Origin of the sequence: Arthrobacter zhaoguopingii (genome assembly GCF_009828595.1) — a bacterium.
GTDB classification, from domain to species: domain Bacteria; phylum Actinomycetota; class Actinomycetes; order Actinomycetales; family Micrococcaceae; genus Arthrobacter_D; species Arthrobacter_D zhaoguopingii.
Genome location: NZ_WPNY01000003.1, coordinates 193,971 through 212,255, shown reverse-complemented (window position 1 = coordinate 212,255; position 18,285 = coordinate 193,971). Strand labels below are relative to the sequence as shown.

18 protein-coding genes are annotated in these 18,285 nt (G+C 68.0%); 14 read left to right on the top strand and 4 right to left on the bottom strand.

Going from position 1 to position 18,285, the window contains the following annotated elements:
* The first annotated feature begins 34 nt into the window (after positions 1–34).
* The 9 genes from lysS to dhaM all read left to right on the top strand — a co-directional run bounded on the left by lysS (position 35) and on the right by dhaM (position 8,267).
* Positions 35–1,489: a lysine--tRNA ligase gene (gene lysS, locus GVV86_RS05650; RefSeq protein WP_159802203.1), complete on the top strand. Its 1,455-nt coding sequence runs from the start codon at positions 35–37 to the stop codon at positions 1,487–1,489.
* A 4-nt stretch (positions 1,490–1,493) separates the two neighbouring features.
* The gene (locus GVV86_RS05645) at positions 1,494–1,709 is read left to right on the top strand and encodes a hypothetical protein (RefSeq protein WP_159801933.1); all 216 of its coding nucleotides are present in this window, start codon (positions 1,494–1,496) and stop codon (positions 1,707–1,709) included.
* Positions 1,710–1,788: 79 nt separating this feature from the next.
* Complete coding sequence (locus tag GVV86_RS05640) at positions 1,789–2,115, top strand: histone-like nucleoid-structuring protein Lsr2 (RefSeq protein WP_120166428.1); 327 nt, start codon at positions 1,789–1,791, stop codon at positions 2,113–2,115.
* 100 nt (positions 2,116–2,215) lie between these two features.
* On the top strand, positions 2,216–4,723 hold the full coding sequence (locus GVV86_RS05635) for an ATP-dependent Clp protease ATP-binding subunit (protein WP_120165834.1): 2,508 nt from the start codon (positions 2,216–2,218) through the stop codon (positions 4,721–4,723).
* Between the two features lie 110 nt (positions 4,724–4,833).
* Positions 4,834–5,343 carry an amino-acid N-acetyltransferase gene (locus GVV86_RS05630; protein ID WP_159617305.1) on the top strand — a complete coding sequence of 170 codons (510 nt, stop codon included), beginning with the start codon at positions 4,834–4,836 and terminating at the stop codon, positions 5,341–5,343.
* Positions 5,344–5,473: 130 nt separating this feature from the next.
* The gene (locus GVV86_RS05625; protein ID WP_159617304.1) at positions 5,474–5,656 is read left to right on the top strand and encodes a CsbD family protein; all 183 of its coding nucleotides are present in this window, start codon (positions 5,474–5,476) and stop codon (positions 5,654–5,656) included.
* A gap of 219 nt (positions 5,657–5,875) precedes the next feature.
* Complete coding sequence (dhaK, locus tag GVV86_RS05620) at positions 5,876–6,877, top strand: dihydroxyacetone kinase subunit DhaK (protein WP_159617303.1); 1,002 nt, start codon at positions 5,876–5,878, stop codon at positions 6,875–6,877.
* 2 nt (positions 6,878–6,879) lie between these two features.
* The gene (gene dhaL, locus GVV86_RS05615) at positions 6,880–7,521 is read left to right on the top strand and encodes a dihydroxyacetone kinase subunit DhaL (RefSeq protein WP_159617302.1); all 642 of its coding nucleotides are present in this window, start codon (positions 6,880–6,882) and stop codon (positions 7,519–7,521) included.
* On the top strand, positions 7,518–8,267 hold the full coding sequence (gene dhaM / locus GVV86_RS05610; protein WP_159617301.1) for a dihydroxyacetone kinase phosphoryl donor subunit DhaM: 750 nt from the start codon (positions 7,518–7,520) through the stop codon (positions 8,265–8,267). Before dhaL ends, dhaM begins: the two co-directional genes overlap by 4 nt.
* Before the next feature lie 67 nt (positions 8,268–8,334).
* On the opposite strand, the gene GVV86_RS05605 is transcribed toward dhaM, so the two are convergent.
* A complete protein-coding gene (locus tag GVV86_RS05605) occupies positions 8,335–9,282 on the bottom strand; it encodes an HhH-GPD family protein (protein WP_159801930.1) in 948 nt (315 codons plus the stop codon).
* An 84-nt stretch (positions 9,283–9,366) separates the two neighbouring features.
* Here GVV86_RS05605 and GVV86_RS05600 point away from each other — a divergent pair, with 84 nt between their 5' ends.
* Positions 9,367–10,002, top strand: coding sequence for a hypothetical protein (locus GVV86_RS05600; protein WP_159617299.1), 636 nt, complete (start codon positions 9,367–9,369; stop codon positions 10,000–10,002).
* 30 nt (positions 10,003–10,032) lie between these two features.
* Here the strand turns inward: GVV86_RS05600 and disA are convergent, their stop codons facing one another.
* From disA to GVV86_RS05585, 3 genes are all read right to left on the bottom strand, one after another.
* Entirely contained in the window at positions 10,033–11,109 is a 1,077-nt protein-coding gene (gene disA / locus GVV86_RS05595) for a DNA integrity scanning diadenylate cyclase DisA (protein ID WP_159801928.1), read from the bottom strand.
* Positions 11,110–11,347: 238 nt separating this feature from the next.
* A complete protein-coding gene (gene radA / locus GVV86_RS05590) occupies positions 11,348–12,730 on the bottom strand; it encodes a DNA repair protein RadA (protein ID WP_159801925.1) in 1,383 nt (460 codons plus the stop codon).
* Between the two features lie 51 nt (positions 12,731–12,781).
* Positions 12,782–13,906: an FUSC family protein gene (locus GVV86_RS05585; RefSeq protein ID WP_159801922.1), complete on the bottom strand. Its 1,125-nt coding sequence runs from the start codon at positions 13,904–13,906 to the stop codon at positions 12,782–12,784.
* Positions 13,907–14,080: 174 nt separating this feature from the next.
* Here GVV86_RS05585 and pstS point away from each other — a divergent pair, with 174 nt between their 5' ends.
* From pstS to pstB, 4 genes are all read left to right on the top strand, one after another.
* Entirely contained in the window at positions 14,081–15,199 is a 1,119-nt protein-coding gene (pstS, locus tag GVV86_RS05580) for a phosphate ABC transporter substrate-binding protein PstS (RefSeq protein WP_159801920.1), read from the top strand.
* A gap of 177 nt (positions 15,200–15,376) precedes the next feature.
* The gene (pstC, locus tag GVV86_RS05575) at positions 15,377–16,309 is read left to right on the top strand and encodes a phosphate ABC transporter permease subunit PstC (protein ID WP_159801917.1); all 933 of its coding nucleotides are present in this window, start codon (positions 15,377–15,379) and stop codon (positions 16,307–16,309) included.
* Positions 16,309–17,412 (top strand): phosphate ABC transporter permease PstA, encoded by a 1,104-nt coding sequence (gene pstA, locus GVV86_RS05570; RefSeq protein ID WP_159617293.1) that lies wholly within the window; start codon positions 16,309–16,311, stop codon positions 17,410–17,412. The genes pstC and pstA overlap by 1 nt, the downstream gene beginning before the upstream one ends.
* Positions 17,413–17,441: 29 nt before the next feature.
* Positions 17,442–18,221, top strand: a complete 780-nt coding sequence (gene pstB / locus GVV86_RS05565) for a phosphate ABC transporter ATP-binding protein PstB (RefSeq protein WP_120165820.1) — start codon at positions 17,442–17,444, stop codon at positions 18,219–18,221.
* The last annotated feature ends 64 nt before the right edge of the window (positions 18,222–18,285 follow it).

Below are 18,285 nucleotides of genomic sequence, written 5' to 3'. Positions count from 1 at the left end.
CGATGGCCTCTCCGCCGACGACTTCACCGAGCAGATGCGGATCCGCCTCGAGAAGCGTGCCCGCCTGATCGAAAGCGGCAGGGAGCCCTATCCGGTCAAGCCGGAACGCACCCACTCGCTCGCCGAGATCCGTGCGGCGTTCCCGGGCCTTGAACCCGATGAGGCCACCGGCACCCGGGTCTCAGTGGTGGGGCGGGTCGTCTTCATCCGCAACACCGGCAAGCTCGCCTTCGCGACCCTGCAGGAGGGCGACGGAACCCGGCTGCAGGTGATGCTCAGCCTCGCCGTCGTCGGTGAGGAGCAGCTCGCCGAGTGGAAGGCACTGGTCGACCTCGGGGACCACGTGCAGGTCGCCGGCGAGGTCGTCAGCTCGCGGCGCGGCGAACTTTCGGTGATGGCAGAGAGCTGGGCCATGGCATCCAAGGCGCTGCGCCCGCTGCCCACCCTTCACGCCGGAGTCAACGAGGAAACCCGGGTCCGCCAGCGCTACGTCGACCTGATGGTCCGCGAGGAAGCCCGCAGCATGGTCCGCACCCGCGCTGCGATCACCCGCTCCCTGCGCGAAACCCTGCACGCCAACGATTACATCGAAGTCGAAACTCCGATTGTCCAGCTGGTCCACGGCGGGGCGACCGCGCGGCCGTTCGAAACCCACCTGAACGCCTTCGACCAGAATATGACCCTCCGCATCGCGCTCGAGCTTTATCTCAAAAGAGCGGTCGTGGGCGGAATTGACCGCGTGTACGAGATCGGCCGGATTTTCCGGAATGAGGGCGTCGATTCGACGCACAGCCCCGAATTCACCATGCTCGAATCCTACGAGGCCTACACCGACCAGTTCGGAATGGCCGAGCGGATGAAGGAAATGATTCTGAATTGCGCCGACGTCCTGGGGATGCGCACCATCGAAACACCCCAGGGCACCATTGACCTCGACGGCGAGTGGAAGTGGCTCGGGGTCTACCCCGGGTTGTCGGAGGTTCTGGGGCAGGAGATCAGGCCGGAGACCGAAGCGGCGGTCCTCACGCGCGTCGCCGACGAGCGTGGAGTGTCAGTCGACCCGGCCTGGGATGCCGAAAAGCTTGTCCTCGAGCTGTTCTCGGAACTCGTCGAGCCGACCCTGATCCAGCCCACCTTCGTGTACGACTACCCGCCGTCTGCCCAGCCGCTCGCCCGGCCCCACCGGAGCAACCCGCGCCTGATCGAGGCGTGGGACCTGATCATCGGCGGCATGGAACGCGGCACCGCCTTCTCGGAGCTGATCGACCCGGTGATCCAGCGCGAGCGGCTCACCGAGCAGTCGCGCCGGGCCGCGGCAGGCGACGAGGAGGCCATGCAGCTCGACGAGGACTTCCTGCGCGCCCTCGAGTACGGTGCCCCGCCCATGGGCGGCATCGGGCTCGGCATCGACCGCCTCGTGATGCTTTTCACAAATACCGGAATTCGGGAATCCATCCTCTTTCCCCTTTTGAAGCCGGAAGCGGGCTGAGCCCATGGAATACCTCGAAGTGCTGCTGCCTTCGGCCACCCTCGCCGTTCTTTTCTACTTTGTGATGCGCACCATCCTCAATGCTGACCGGTCCGAGCGGGAAGCGATGTCCCGGGCCCGGGAACTTCACGGGGAGGAAGATCGTTCCCGAGATGAACCAACTGAAACCAGCGGTCCGGAGTCCGGGCCGGATATCGATGGAACTAATTCAGCGAAGTAATGTTTTGACGGCATCCTGAGCGTGCCCCATAATCTAATTAGGGGATATTCGCATACACGCACTAATTCAGGAGCTCATGGTGGCGCAGAAAGTGAAAATCATCCTCATTGACGACGTAGACGGCGGCGAGGCCGACGAAACCGTCCGGTTCGGACTCGACGGAGTCCAGTACGAGATCGACCTCTCGGAGGCCCACGCCAAGGAACTTCGTTCGGCGCTGGGAACCTACATCTCCTCGGCCCGGCGCAGCAGCTCGTCCAAGCAGCAGCGCGCCAGTGCCGCCCCCGCCCGGAACCAGGAAGCGGCACAGATCCGTGAATGGGCGAAGGAAAACGGATACAACGTATCCGCCCGGGGCCGCGTGAACAGCGAAATCGTGGAGGCGTACCGCGCCGCCCAGCGTTGACCGGGCCGTTCCGCGCATATTCTCGCCTGTGGCGAACACGCCCCAATTCCTGTGCGGGTACACGTAGCATCGAGTTACGCGTTAGCTAGGAGTGTGTCTCATGTTTGAGAGATTTACAGATCGTGCCCGTCGAGTTGTCGTGTTGGCCCAGGAAGAGGCCCGCATGCTCAACCATAACTACATCGGCACCGAGCACATCCTGCTTGGCCTCATCCATGAGGGTGAGGGTGTTGCCGCCAAGGCTTTGGAATCACTCAGCATTTCCCTGGGTGCTGTGCGAGAGCAGGTCCAGGAGATTATCGGACAGGGCCAGCAGGCCCCGTCCGGCCATATCCCCTTCACCCCCCGCGCCAAGAAGGTGCTTGAGCTTTCCCTGCGGGAAGCGCTGCAGCTTGGCCACAACTACATCGGCACGGAGCACATCCTGCTCGGCCTCATCCGCGAGGGTGAGGGCGTTGCCGCGCAGGTCCTGGTGAAGCTCGGGGCCGACCTCAACCGGGTCCGCCAGCAGGTCATCCAGCTGCTGTCGGGCTACCAGGGCAAGGAGCCGGCTGCTGCCGGCGGCCAGCAGCAGGAGGGAACCCCTGCGGGTTCCGTCGTGCTCGACCAGTTTGGGCGCAATCTCACCCAGGCCGCGCGTGAATCCAAACTCGACCCGGTGATCGGGCGCGAGAAGGAGATGGAGCGCGTCATGCAGGTCCTGTCCCGGCGCACCAAGAACAACCCGGTGCTGATCGGTGAGCCCGGCGTCGGCAAGACCGCCGTCGTGGAGGGCCTCGCCCAGGCGATCGTCCGCGGGGACGTCCCGGAGACGATCCGCGACAAGCAGCTCTACACGCTCGACCTCGGGTCGCTCGTGGCCGGCTCCCGGTACCGCGGCGACTTCGAAGAGCGGCTGAAGAAGGTGCTCAAGGAGATCCGCACCCGCGGCGACATCATCCTGTTCATCGACGAGATCCACACCCTTGTGGGTGCGGGTGCCGCCGAGGGCGCCATCGATGCGGCATCGATCCTGAAGCCCATGCTCGCCCGCGGCGAGCTGCAGACCATCGGCGCCACCACGCTCGATGAGTACCGCAAGCACATCGAGAAGGACGCCGCCCTCGAGCGCAGGTTCCAGCCGATCCAGGTCGCCGAGCCCTCCGTGGCCCTGGCGATCGAAATCCTCAAGGGGCTGCGCGACCGGTACGAGGCACACCACCGTGTCTCGATCACCGACGGCGCCCTTGCCTCCGCGGCGACCCTCGCCGAGCGGTACATCTCCGACCGGTTCCTTCCGGATAAGGCGATCGACCTGATCGACGAGGCCGGCGCCCGGCTGCGCATCCGCAGGATGACAGCCCCGCCGGAGCTCAAGGAGATCGACGACCGGATCGCCGACGTGCGCCGCGAGAAGGAATCGGCGATCGACGCCCAGGACTTCGAGGGTGCCGCGTCGCTGCGCGACAAGGAGCAGAAGCTCCACGACCAGCGCGCCGACAAGGAACGCCGCTGGAAGTCGGGCGGACTCGACGACATCGCCGAGGTCGACGAGGAACTGATCGCCGAAGTGCTCGCGAACTCCACGGGCATCCCGGTCTTCAAGCTCACCGAAGCCGAGTCCTCACGCCTGCTGCACATGGAAGATGAGCTGCACAAGCGGGTCATCGGCCAGAACGAGGCGATCAAGGCGATCTCCCAGGCCATCCGCCGTACGCGGGCCGGCCTCAAGGATCCCAAGCGTCCGGGCGGTTCCTTCATCTTCGCCGGTCCCACCGGCGTCGGTAAGACGGAGCTGGCCAAGGCGCTCGCCGAGTTCCTCTTCGGCGACGAGGATGCCCTGATCACCCTCGACATGTCCGAGTACTCCGAGAAGCACACGGTCTCGCGCCTCTTCGGCGCCCCTCCGGGCTACGTCGGATACGAAGAGGGCGGGCAGCTGACCGAGAAGGTCCGCCGCAAGCCGTTCTCCGTGGTGCTGTTCGACGAGGTGGAGAAGGCGCACGCCGATCTCTTCAACTCGCTGCTGCAGATCCTTGAGGACGGCCGCCTGACCGACAGCCAGGGCCGCATGGTGGACTTCAAGAACACCGTGATCATCATGACCACGAACCTTGGAACCCGCGACATCTCCAAGGGTGTCATGACCGGCTTCCAGTCGGGCACCGATACCAACACCAGCTACAACCGGATGAAGGCGAAGGTCACCGAGGAGCTCAAGCAGCACTTCCGGCCCGAGTTCCTCAACCGTGTCGACGACACCGTCGTGTTCCCGCAGCTCACCCAGAGCGAGATCGTGGAGATCGTGGACCTGTTCCTCGAGCGCCTCGGCAAGCGCATGGCGGACAAGGGCATGACGATCGAGCTGACGCCTGCGGCCAAGGTGCTGCTGGCGACGCGCGGTTACGACCCCGCGATGGGTGCCCGGCCGCTGCGCCGCACCATCCAGCGTGAGATCGAGGACCAGCTGTCCGAGAAGATCCTGTTCGGCGACCTCAAGTCGGGGGAGCGGGTGGAGGTCGACGTCGAAGGCGAAGGCGTCGACGCGAAGTTCACCTTCGTCGGCCACGGCGAGCCGAAGGCCATCGAGGACGCCCCGCCCGCTATTGAGGCGACCGTCCCCGAGTAACACTCCGCAGTACCGAAAGGCCCGCCCCGGGAAACCGGGGCGGGCCTTTCGCATGCCGGCGCCGGCCGCAGCAGTCTCCGGTGTGCCTGCCGCTTTGTAGACTGGTGCGGGTGAGCCCGTCCTTCCGCATCCGTCCCGCCCGCACCTCCGACGTCGCCGCCATCCGCGCCCTGGTGGCGCCGCTGGCCGACGAGCGGGTCCTGGTGGCCAAGGAGACAGTGGCCTACTACGAGGGTCTCCAGGAGTTCCGCATCGCCGAAGACCCCGACGGCACGGTGGTGGGCTGCGGGGCGCTCCACGTGATGTGGGAGGACCTCGCCGAGGTGCGCACCCTCGCCACCGCCGAATCGGTGAAGGGCCGCGGCGTGGGAACGGCCCTGGTGGAGCGGCTCCTCGCCGATGCCACCGACCTCGGGGTTCGGCGGGTCTTCTGCCTCACCTTCGAGGTCGAGTTTTTCCGCAAGCGCGGCTTTGAGGTAATGAAGGACCAGTCGCCGGTGGACCCGGAGGTGTATTCGCAGCTCCTGCGCTCCCATGACGAAGGCGTGGCGGAGTTCCTCGACCTGGCCCGGGTGAAGCCGAATACCCTGGGAAACACGCGCATGATCCGCATGCTCTAGGCGGTTCCCGCCGGCTGGAGGTGGTCAGGGCGGCTCCACCCCGATATAGTAAGAGTGCTTAGCATCGCTCGCGGTGCGGTTGGGTTTCCCGAAACCGGGGCCCGAATGCCGAGAGAAAAGGAGTCTAATCATGGGACTGGATGACAAGGTCGGAAACAAGGGCGAAGGCCTCGGTGGCAAGATCAAGGAAGGTCTCGGTAAGGCGACGGGCGACCAGAGCCTCGAGGCCGAAGGCCACAAGGACCAGACCAAGGCAAGCCTGAAGGATGCCGGCGAAAACATTAAGGACGCCTTCAAGAAGGGCGACCGCTAAGGAACTGCACGGCCCGGATCGCAGCATCCGGCCCAGCCACGGGAGAGTGCCCAGCAAAGGGGCCTCTCCCGCGGTTGTTTAACCGCATCTCACGGCAGGGATGGAGAAAAACCGCTATAGGAATGGGCCCTGCCACCGGGTATCGTTCATCGTGGCCGGTGCGGTCCACAGGGGGCAGCCGGGCCGAAACCTCGCCCAGCCGAGAAGGAGCGTACCTTCGTGAAAAAGCTCATCAATGACCCCAAGGCCGTCGTCAACGAGTCCGTGGAGGGCTTCGGCCTCGCCCACGCCGATCTGGTCACCGTCCATACCGATCCCCTCTTCGTCGTGCGCAAGGACGCGCCCGTCCAAGGCAAGGTGGGCCTGGTCTCGGGCGGAGGCAGCGGCCACGAGCCCCTCCACGCCGGGTACGTGGGGCGCGGGATGCTCGACGCCGCAGTGCCCGGGGCGGTGTTCACCTCGCCGACGCCCGACCAGATCCTCCCCGCGACCACAGCCGTGAACGGTGGGGCCGGCGTACTCCACATCGTCAAGAACTACACCGGCGACGTCCTGAACTTCGAGACGGCCGCCGAACTCGCAGCAGCCGAAGGCGTTGAGGTCCGCTCCGTGCTCGTCAATGACGACGTCGCGGTCGAGGACTCCCTCTACACCGCCGGGCGCCGCGGGGTCGGCGGGACGGTCTTCGTCGAGCGCATCGCCGGAGCCGCGGCCGAACGCGGAGATGACCTCGAGGCGGTCACCGCGGTGGCGCAGCGCGTGATCGACAATGTGCGCTCCATGGGCGCCGCGCTCGCACCGAGCACCGTACCCCACGCCGGGGTTCCCAGCTTCGACCTCGCCGAGGATGAGATCGAGATCGGCATCGGAATCCACGGCGAACCCGGCCGGCACCGCATCGCCATGGAGAACGCCGACGGCATCACCACACGCCTGCTCGAGCCGATCACGGCCGACCTCCACCTCGGCTCGGGGGACCGGGTCCTGCTGATGGTCAACGGCATGGGCGGAAGCCCCGCCAGTGAGCTCTACATCGTCTACCGCAAGGCCGTCGCCCTCCTGAAGGAGCGCGGGGTCACGGTGGAGCGGTCCCTCGTGGGCAACTACATCACCGCCCTCGAGATGGAAGGCGCCTCGCTGACGGTGCTGAAGCTCGATGACGAGATGATCACCCTGTGGGACTCCCCGGTGTCCACCGCCGCCCTGCGGTGGGGGGTCTAGGCATGGCGCTCGACGCCGGATGGGCTCAGGAGTGGCTGCGCGCCGCCGCGCGCGCTGTCGCCGAAAACCGGACGCAGCTGATGGAGCTCGACCGCGCGATCGGTGACGCCGACCACGGCGAGAACATGGATCGGGGCTTCGCCGCGGTCGTCGCCAAGCTCGACGCCGGCCCGCTGCCGGCTACCCCGGCCGAGGTGCTCAAGGCCGCGGCGATGACCCTGATGTCAACGGTCGGCGGAGCATCCGGGCCGTTGTACGGTACGGCACTGCTGCGCGCAGCGACCTCCCTCGGCGACGCCGCGGAGGCACAGCCCGACGCCGTGGTGGCCATGCTTTCGGCCGCCCGGGACGGAATCGTGGCCCGCGGCAAGGCCGAAAGCGGGGACAAGACGATGATCGACGCGTGGACCCCGGCGGTGGAGGCGGCGGCGACGGCGGCCTCCGCCGGTGCCGGGGCGGGCGCGGTCCTCGCCGCGGCCGCCAACGCTGCGCAGGCCGGTGCCGTGGCCACCGATCCGCTGGTGGCACGCAAGGGCCGGGCCAGCTACCTCGGGGAGCGCAGCGCGGGCCACCGCGACCCCGGGGCTGTGTCGACGGCCCTGATCCTCGCCGCCGCTGCCGAGGCCGCCGGGGAGCCCGGATGAGCGTTGGGCTGGTCATCGTCTCCCACAGCGCGAAGATCGCGGAGGGGGTGTGCGAGCTCGCCGCCCAGATGGCCGCGGACGTCCGCCTGGTCCCGGCCGGGGGAACCGACGCCGACGGCGGTGCGGCACGGATCGGGACAAGCTTCGAAAAGGTGGCGGACGCCATCACGAAAGCCGGGCAGGGGGACGGGGTGGTCATCCTCACCGACCTCGGTTCGGCCGTGATGACCGCCGAAATGGCGCTCGAGTTCCTCGACGAGGACGAGCGCGCCACGGTGCGCCTCGCCAGTGCAGCCCTCGTCGAGGGGGCGGTTGCAGCAGCGGTGCAGGCGCAGGCGGGCGGCTCGATCGAGGAAGTCCTGCGCGCGGCCGAGGAGGCCGTTGTCTCCATCCGGCCCGAGGCCCTCGAACCCTTCGTGAGCCGGTCGGCCGCCGCACCTGGAACCGCCAAGGCCCCGGCTCCGCAGGGGCCGTCGGCCAGCGGATCCTGGGTCCTCCCCAACGACATGGGCCTCCACGCCCGTCCTGCCGCGGTCCTTGCCCGGGGCCTGGCCGACCTCGATGCGGAGGTCACCGTCAACGGCATCGACGGCAAGTCGGTGATGCTCCTGATGAGCCTTGGGCTGGGCAAGGGCAAGACGGTGAGCGCCCAGGCGGTGGGACCGGACGCCGAGGCGGCCATCGAACTGATCGGAGCGGCCGTGGAGGGCGGGTTCGGCGAAATGAACCAGGACGGGCAGGGCTAGGACGCACGGGATCGGGACAGGCTGCGTCAGGGCCGGCTGCGTCGGGAGCGGCCGGCGCCGGGAGTTCCTACGTGGGCAGCTGGATTCCGGCTGCTGTCTCCTCGGCCAGGCCGTCGTCGAGCAGGCCCGCAAGGGCACGCCCGCGCTGTTCCTCGGGTGCCCCCAGCCCGTGCAGCCGGGAGAGCGCGGCGGACAGGCGGCCCTCCCCGCCCAGCCCGAGGTCGACGGGCCCGCTCAGCAGCACGTCGCGAACCACCGGGCCCTCGGCCTCGCGCAGCACCGCCAGGACCGCCCCGCGGACCTGGCGGTCGGTTCCCGCCCAAGCCTGGCCTTTCGGAACATACTCGGCGGCAGGGCGGCCAGCTTCAAGCCAGGCACAGGCGGTCCGGACCGGGCACTGCTCACACGCCGGGCTCCGCGCAGTGCACACGAGCGCCCCGAGTTCCATCACCGCGGCGTTCCAGCGCACCGACTCGGTGGGCTCCGCCGGGAGCAGGTCGGCGGCGAGGCACATTTCCGCTGCCGTCAGGGAGCGCGCGGGCAGGGCGTTGCCGGTGACGGCGCGGGCGTGCACGCGGCGGATATTGGTGTCCACGACAGTTTCGCGCTGCCCGAACGCGAAGGCCGCCACCGCGGCGGCTGTATAGCTTCCCACTCCGGGCAGGGCCAGCAGTTCCCCGTACGTTCCCGGGACGGCCCCGCCGTGGCGGTCGACCATAGCCGCGGCCGCCGCGTGCAGGCGCAGGGCGCGCCGCGGGTATCCGAGCCGTCCCCAGTGCCGCACCGCCTCACCGGGGGCCGCGGCTGCGAGGTCCGCGGCGGAGGGCCAGCGGCTCATCCACTCGTTCCAGACGGGCAGGACCCGCACCACGGGCGTCTGCTGCAGCATCACCTCGCTGACAAGCACACCCCACGCGGAACGGTCCGGGCTGCGCCAGGGAAGGTCCCGGGCGGCTGAATCAAACCACTCAATGACGGACCGGTGCAGGGCTGGGAGGTCCCGCCGAGAAAACATTCGAACTCCTGAGAACAATTCTTCCTACTCTACTGACCGGCGTGGTGCCTCCGGCAATCCGCACCGAATCCCTAGCCTTGGACCATGGAATCAGCAGGCAGTCAGCGCCTTTCCGGAAGCTCCGGGTACCCGCCGCGCCGACCAAGCCCGGCCGTTTACCGCAGACGGCGGCTGGTGGCCGCAATTCTGGCACTGCTCGTGATCGCTGGGCTGGCGGTCGGGGCGAAGTTCGTCGCCGACGCCCTCGCCGGGAACACCCCGGCGGCGGAGGCCGATTCCGCCCCTGCAGCCCAGGAGACGGCCTCCGCGCCACCGCCCAAACCCGCGCCCGCGGCGAAGTGCGACGAGAAGTCGGTGTCCGTCGAGGCGGTCACCGACGCGAAGACGTACGGGCGGGAGCAGAAGCCCGCCTTCACCCTGGTGGTCCGCAATGACGGCGACGCACCGTGCAAGGTCAATGTCGGCACCTCACAGATGGAGTTCCAGGTCACGAGCGCCTCGGACCGGATCTTCTCATCCGTCGACTGCCAGGACGGCTCGGAGGACCTGATGAAGGACGTCGTCCCCGGTGCTGAGGAAAAGGCGTCCTTCACCTGGGACCGGATCCGCAGCATGCCCGGATGCGAGGCCGTCGAGGCGGCGCCCGGCCCCGGCACCTATACTCTGACCACTAAACTCGGAAGCCGGACCAGCCCTCCGGCCACCTTCGTCCTCGAGTAGCCCGACCGCGGCTGGCTCCGCGCCGGCCGGCTACATGAACCGGTCAAGCAGCGACGTCTCGGCGATCCGGGAAAGGCCCTCGCGCACGGTGCGGGCCCGCTGTTCACCGATGCCGTCGACGGCCATCAGGTCCTCGATATTGGCGGCCATCAGGTTCTGGAGGCCGTCGAAGTGCTCGACGAGCCGGGTCGCTACGGCGGGCGGCACAGCCTTGATGCCCGAGAGCAGCCGGTATCCCTTGGGCTGGACGACGGCGTCGAGGGAATCGGTCGAGGGGTTGAACCCGAGGACGCTGGCGATTGTTCCGAGGTCGATCAGGTCGGTGGAACTGAAATTCTGGAGGGTGGCTACCCGCTCCTCGGGGGACGTGCCGTTGCTGCTGGGATCCATGTAGTCGCGCAGGACCATTTCACTGCCCGGCCCGAGGCCCGTGGTGAGTTCCTCCACCTGCAGCGACAGCAGGCGTCCATCCACCCCTAGTTCAAGGACATACTGGGAGATCTCTTCCGAGATCCGCCTGACCATCTCCTGGCGCTGCAGGGTGATGGCGACGTCCCGCACTGTGACCATTGCCTCGATCTCCAGGGCCGACAGGGAGTTGGTGACCTGGTCGAGGCGGGCACGGTACCGCTCGAGGGTTGCCAGGGCCTGGTTGGCGCGGGCGAGCACCGGCTCCGACCCTTCGAGGACGTGCCTCAGCCCGTTCACATACAGGGCAATGATCTGCATCGACTGGCTGACGGAAATCACCGGGACGCCGGTCTGGATCGCCACCCGCTCGGCGGTCCGGTGGCGGGTGCCCGACTCCTGGGTCGGAATGTTGCTGTCCGGGACGAGCTGGACGGCGGCCCTCAGGATATTGCTTGCATCCCGGTCGCAGACGATGGCCCCGTCCATCTTCGCGAGCTCGCGCAGGCGGGTCGGGGAGAAGTCGATGCCGATGTCGAAGCCGCCGGAGCAGATGGAGTCGATGGTCCGGTCGAAGCCCAGGACGATCAGCGCACCGGTCCGGCCGCGGAGGATCCGTTCGAGTCCGTCGCGCAGCTGCGTTCCGGGTGCGACCCGGGCCAGGGTGGCCTTGAGGGCGTCCTCGGGGCTACGGGGCATCGTGCCATCCTTTCAGCGTCCGCGCGCCGTTGGGGACCGCGTGGTGGGGTGGCCCGGGAAGTGGCGCCGGGCCGAGGCGGACACGGACATTCCACGCAGCCGATCACAATACTAGTGGGCGCGCCCGGATTTTCCGGTGTCGGTGTCTGCCTGCGGCCGGTTCCCGCCGCCCCCGGCGCACCTCCGGGGACCCGGGGCGCGGCGGAAGAATCCGGAGAAGCGGCGCGGCCGGACCGGTCTAGAAGATCAGTGCCAGTGCCTCGGTGAGGGTTGAGACCTCACGCACGGTGAAGCCCTTGGGGACCGGCCCGGGCCCGTTGGGGGAGGCCGGGACCACGGCGTGAGTGAAGCCGAGCCGTTCGGCCTCGTGGATCCGCCGCGAGATTCCCGGCACCGGCCGCACCTCGCCGGCCAGCCCGACCTCCCCGAAGGCGATCAGCCGGGCCGGCAGCGGCTGGTTGGTCTTGGCCGACGCCACGGCCAGCGCGACGGCGAGATCGGTGGCCGGCTCGGAGAGTTTCACCCCTCCGACCGTCGCCACATAGCTGTCGTCCTTGGACAGGCTGAGTGAGGCGCGCTGCTGAAGCACGGCCAACAGCATGGCCACCCGTGCACTGTCAAGACCGCTGGTGGCCCGCCGCGGCTGCGCATTCGCCGACTCGGCCAGCAGCGCCTGGACCTCGGCGAGCAGCGGTCGCCGCCCCTCGAGGGTGACGGTGATGCAGGTTCCCGAAACCGGGTCCTTGGTCCGCGAGACGAAAAGGCCGCTCGGGTCGGCGAGCCCCTCGATACCCGCGTCCGTCAGGTCGAAGCAGCCGACCTCGTCGGTTGGGCCGTACCGGTTCTTCACCGCCCGCAGCAGCCTCAGGCGCGAGTGCCGCTCACCCTCGAACTGGCACACAACGTCCACGAGGTGTTCGAGGAGGCGCGGCCCAGCGATCGAGCCGTCCTTGGTGACATGGCCCACCAGCAGAGTGGTCATATTCGTCGACTTGGCGGCATTGATCAGGGATGCGGCCACCTCACGCACCTGCGTCACGCCTCCGGCGGAACCGTCGACGGCCGCGCTGCTGAGGGTCTGCACCGAGTCGACGATCAGCAGAGCCGGGCGGATCTTCTCGACCTGGCCCAGCGCCTGGCCCAGGTCGGTCTCGGCGCTGAGGTAGAGGGTATCGGCGACGGCCGCAATCCGCTCGGCGCGCAGCTTCACCTGTGCAGCTGACTCCTCGCCGGTGACATAGAGGACATCCCGTCCCAGCCGGGCCACCCGGGCCGCGACGTCAAGCAGCAGGGTGGACTTGCCCACTCCGGGTTCACCGGCCAGCAGGATGACGGCCCCGGGAACAAGCCCGCCGCCGAGCACCCGATCCAGCTCGTCGATGCGCGTGGCCTGGAAGGCGGCGGTTGTGGCGTCGACGTCGGCGATGCGCTGGGCCACCTGGGTGACCACCGCCGCCGCCGTCGTGCGCGCCACCGGCTGGCCGGTCTCCTCGACCGTGCCCCAGGCCTGGCACTCACCGCACCGGCCGACCCACTTCGCCGTCGTCCAGCCGCACTCGGCACACCGGTAGGTGGGGGTCGTGCCGCGTCCGGAGCGCGCGGCTGCAGTCTTTGTTGCCATCCCCTCAGCCTAGCGGCGCCCCCGGACATTCGAGCCGGCACCACCTCCGCGTCAGAGCCGGGGGAGGTACCCCGCCGCCTCGTCGTGGGACAGCCCTGACGCCTGCAGGAGGTCTACGACCAGGGGGCGGAACAACAGGATCAGCCCCTCACCCTCGAGCCGCGACACGTTCAGCCTGGCCGGGTGGAGCTGGGTGGCGACCGCCGCGAGGTCGTTGCGGGCGGAGCGGAGGTTCAACCGCCGCTCGGCCGGGTGGGAGCCGGCAAGGCCCCGGGCGAGCACGGTGACGGCATCCGCAGTGTCCTCAAGGGCCTGGCTCAGGGAGGCGATGGCCTCATCGCTCAGCGCGGCGTGGTTGATCACGGAGGTCAGCCGCCGCGAAAAGACGCGGCTGTTGCGCACCGCGAGGTCGATCGCCTCGATGGAACGCTCAAGGGAGCCCAGTTCGCCGCGGTGCCGGCGCTGGGCCGGGGAGATCAGGGCGACCTCCTGGGCTGCCCGCAGGCTCTTCATCAGCGCGTCCAAGGGTGGCTGGGTGTTCCGGGCGCGCACCAGGGCATGCCAGGCCAGGGTCGAGTCGCTGCGGGAGAGTGCGTCCGCATTCTCGCGAAGCACCGCGGCCAGCTCCTCCAGGAGGTCCTGCACCTCGGACTTCGGCGCACGGCGCGGATCCCGCGGCACCAGCATCGTGATGATCAGCGCAAACAGCCCGCCGACGACGGCGTCGGCGCTGCGGGTGAACGGCCCTCCCTCGGGTGCGGGCAGGAGGACGACCAGCAGCGACTGCAGGCCCAGCTGCGTGGTGAAGATGGTGCCGCTGTCGAGGAACCGCGCCAGCAGGATCGAGACGAACAGGACGATGGCCGCCTGCCAGATTCCGGTCCCCAGCAGCGCGAGGAGCACATCGCCCAGGGCGATGCCCAGGGTGCATCCGAGCCCCACCTCGAGCACCCGGCGCAGGCGGGGATCGCTTGAGAACCCGAGGGCGATCATCGAGGACGTCGCGGCGAACAGGGGGCCGTCGTGGCCGAGCACCTGCTCCGCGAAGGCGTAGGCGCCCACGGCGCAGACCGTAATCTGCAGGGCCATCAGGACCGAGTTGGAGCTGCGCTTGAATCCGACCCGACTTCGGTTGCCCAGAAAGGCTGCGGCAGCGGAAATTGCTCGGCGGGGCATGGGTTCAGTTTCGCATAGGAGGCCAATGTCCCCGCCTTGTTCACCTTCCGTTCATCTTTTGGGGCCAGTCTCGTTAACTGACCTGCCTACGGTGAGGGATGTACAAGGACGCGTACACCCCTCCCGGGTGTCTCCTGCGCACTGACGTTCAAACCCTGGAAGGGGCAATATCAAGTGAAGGTTCTTCGCTTCGGCCGCGCAGCGGCGGTTATTTCCGTAGCCGCACTGGCTCTGACCGCGTGTGGCTCGGACAATGCCACGGACGCCCCCGCAGGTGAGGCCGGCCCCGCCGAGTCCACCGCCGCCGCCGTGTCGGGCACCCTGACCGGTGCCGGCTCGTCCGCCCAGAACGCCGCCATGACGGCCTGGCAGTCAGGTTTCCAGTCCGCCCAGAGCGGCGCCACGGTCCAGTACTCGCCCGACGGCTCCGGCGCCGGCCGCGATGCCTTCCTGGCGGAGGGTGTCCAGTTCGCCGGGTCGGACGCCGCCCTCGACGACGAAGAGTACGAGGCCTCGAAGGAGATCTGCGGCCCCGACGGCGCGATCAACATCCCCGCCTATGTCTCCCCGATCGCCGTGGCCTTCAACCTGCCCGGCATTGAGTCGCTGAACCTCGACGCCGACACCATCGCCTCGATCTTCCGCGGCGAGATCGAAACCTGGGACGACGAGGCGATCGCGTCGCAGAACGAGGGCGTCGAGCTCCCCAGCACTGCGGTCACCGTCGTGCACCGCAGCGACGAGTCCGGCACCACCGAGAACTTCACCGAGTACCTCGCCCAGGCGGCTCCCGAAGTATGGACCGATGAAGCCTCCGGCGAGTGGCCCTCGGCCATCGTCGCCGAGAACGCCCAGGGCACCAACGGCGTCGTCTCCACGGCCTCCTCCACCGAAGGCGCGGTCACCTACACCGACGCCTCCGCGGTCGGGGATCTCGGACAGGTCCATGTGTTGGTCGGTGAGGAGTACGTCGAGCTGAGCTCCGAGGCCGCCGCGCTCGCCGTTGAGGCAGCGACGCCGGTTGAAGGCCGCTCCGAGGTCGACATGTCCCTCGAACTGGAGCGTGACACCGAGGCCTCCGGCGCCTACCCCGTCGTCCTGGTGTCCTACCACATCTACTGCTCCACCTATGAGGACCAGGAGACGGTGGACCTGGTCAAGGCCTTCGCCTCGTACGCGGTCAGCGAGCAGGGCCAGGAGGATGCCTCCGGATCGGCCGGGAACGCGCCGATCTCCGAGACCCTCCGCGAACAGGCGCAGACGGCGATCGATTCGATCACCGTTGCCTCCTAGGCACCTTTCCGAATGCCCCGTCCGGTCGCCTCGCGGCCGGGCGGGGCACTCCGCTGTTCACGGGCAGGTCGGCTGGGGCGGCCGGTTTGTATTGGCCGGAGGAACGATGAACACTATCCAAGGCACTAGACGAGACATCGAGTGCACTCCAGCAAAACAGTTCCGAAGGGTTTAGCAGTGTCCACCACTACGTTGACCGAGACCCGCGGCGCGGGCCAGTCCGGAGACAAGATTTTCTCCGGTGCCACCCTCGCCGCCGGCTGTCTCATCCTCGCCGTCCTCTTCAGCGTGGCGGTGTTCCTGCTGGTGCAGGCGCTCCCCGTGGCCAGCGCCGACCCCGCCGAAATCACCGGAGGGGCGGGGTTCTTCACCTACATCTTCCCCATCGTCATCGGGACAGTTGTGGCCGCCGCCATCGCCCTGCTGATCGCCACCCCGCTGGGGATCGGCGTCGCGCTGTTCATCTCCCACTACGCCCCCCGGCGCCTCGCGCAGGGCTTCGGCTACGTCATCGACCTGCTCGCCGCGATCCCCTCAGTGGTGTACGGCGCGTGGGGCTACGCGGTGCTCGCCCCGGAGCTGGCCAAGGGCTACGCGTGGCTTGCGGAGAACCTCGGCTGGATTCCCATCTTTGGGGGCCCCGCCAGCCAGACCGGACGCACAATGCTCACCGCCGGAATCGTCCTGGCCGTTATGGTGCTGCCCATCATCACCTCCCTGAGCCGGGAGATCTTCCTCCAGACCCCCAACCTCCACGAAGAGGCGGCGCTGGCCATGGGAGCCACCCGCTGGGAGATGATCCGGATGGCGGTTCTTCCCTTCGCCCGCCCCGGCATCATCAGCGCCGCGATGCTTGGCCTCGGCCGTGCCCTCGGTGAAACCATGGCCGTCGCCCTCGTCCTTTCGGGCGGAGCGCTCAGTGCAAGCCTCATCGCCTCGGGCAACCAGACCATTGCCGCCGAGATCGCACTCAACTTCCCCGAGGCCTTCGGGCTGAGGCTCAGCGAACTCATCGCCGCCGGCCTCGTGTTGTTCGTCATTACCCTGGCCGTCAACATGGTGGCCCGCTGGATTATCACCCGCCACAAAGAATTCTCGGGGGCCAACTAATGACAAGCGCAACGCTGGCCCGCCGGCAGTCCTCCCTCACCAAGGGGAAGCTGCCCTCCTACGCCGTATGGCTCGTCCTCGGCGCAGCCCTGGTCTTCGGGGCGGCCGCAGCCTCCCTCGTGGGCTTCAGTGCCGTGTCCTGGGGCCTCTTCTCCGCCCTCTTCTTCCTCCTGGGCGCGACCGCGGTGACCGCGGTCGTCGAAGGCGGACGCAAGGCGACCGACTCGCTGGCCACCTACCTGGTGTACGGGGCCTTCATCGTCGCACTCCTGCCGCTGCTGTCGGTGCTGTGGACCGTGCTCGAGCGCGGCCTGCCCGGAATCTCCTACGACTTCCTGTTCACCTCGCTCAACGGGGTGACCGGCGCCGTTGACAACGCCTCGGTCGCCGACGGCACACCCGTGCTCGGCGGTGCCTACCACGCGGTGGTCGGCACCCTGCAGATCACCCTGTGGGCGACGGCGATCTCGGTGCCCATCGGGCTGCTCGCCGCGGTGTACCTCGTCGAGTACGGTACGGGCGGTCCGCTCACCCGGGCCATCACCTTTTTCGTCGACGTGATGACCGGCATCCCCTCGATCGTCGCGGGCCTGTTCGCCGCGGCCCTGTTCGGGCTGCTGTTCGGCCCCGGAACCCGCACGGGCTTCGTGGCGGCCGTCGCGCTCTCGGTGCTGATGATCCCCGTGGTGGTGCGCTCCACCGAGGAAATGCTCAAGATCGTTCCGAACGAACTGCGCGAGGCGGCCTACGCCCTGGGCGTGCGGAAGTGGCGCACCATCACGAAGGTCGTCATCCCCACCGCCATCTCCGGTATCGCCTCCGGCGTAACCCTCGCCATCGCGCGCGTGATCGGCGAAACGGCGCCTATCCTTGTGACGGCGGGATTCGCCAGCGCAATCAACTGGAACGTCTTCAGCGGCTGGATGAGCACTCTGCCCACCCTGATCTACTACCAGATCCTCACGCCGACCTCCCCCACGAACACCGACCCCAGCACGCAGCGCGCCTGGGCGGCAGCGCTCCTGCTGATCCTGATGGTGATGCTGCTGAACCTCGCTGCCCGCCTGATCGCCCGTATGTTCGCCCCCAAGACAAGCCGCTGAGCTTTCGCGGCAAAACGAATAAGGAAAACATGTCCAAGCGAATCGACGTCAAGGACCTCAATGTCTACTACAGCAAGTTCCTTGCTGTGGAGGGCGTCAACATCGAAATCAAGCCCCGCTCGGTCACCGCCTTCATTGGCCCCTCCGGCTGCGGCAAGTCGACCTTCCTGCGCACCCTGAACCGCATGCACGAGGTCATTCCCGGCGCACGGGTCGAGGGCGAGGTGCTCCTCGACGGAGACAACCTGTACGACCAGAACGTTGACCCGGTGACCGTCCGCAGCCAGATCGGCATGGTGTTCCAGCGGCCCAACCCGTTCCCCACCATGTCCATCCGTGACAACGTGCTGGCCGGGGTGAAACTCAACAACAAGCGGATCAGCAAGTCCGACGCCGATAACCTGGTCGAGAAGTCCCTGAGCGGTGCGAATCTCTGGAACGAGGTCAAGGACCGACTGGACCGCCCGGGCTCGGGCCTCTCCGGCGGCCAGCAGCAGCGCCTGTGCATCGCCCGGGCGATCGCCGTCTCGCCCGAGGTGATCCTGATGGACGAGCCGTGCTCGGCGCTCGACCCCATCTCGACCCTCGCCATCGAGGACCTGATCAACGAGCTCAAGAACGACTACACGGTCGTGATCGTCACCCACAACATGCAGCAGGCCGCCCGCGTGTCCGACAAGACCGCGTTCTTCAACATCGCCGGCACCGGCAAGCCAGGCAAGCTCATCGAATACGGCGAGACCGCGACGATCTTCAGCAAGCCTTCCGTCAAGGCCACCGAGGACTACGTCTCTGGCCGCTTCGGATAGGCCCGGCCCGCCCCTCGGCCCCGCCGACCGCCCGGAAACCACCGGACGGCGGCGGGGCCGGTGC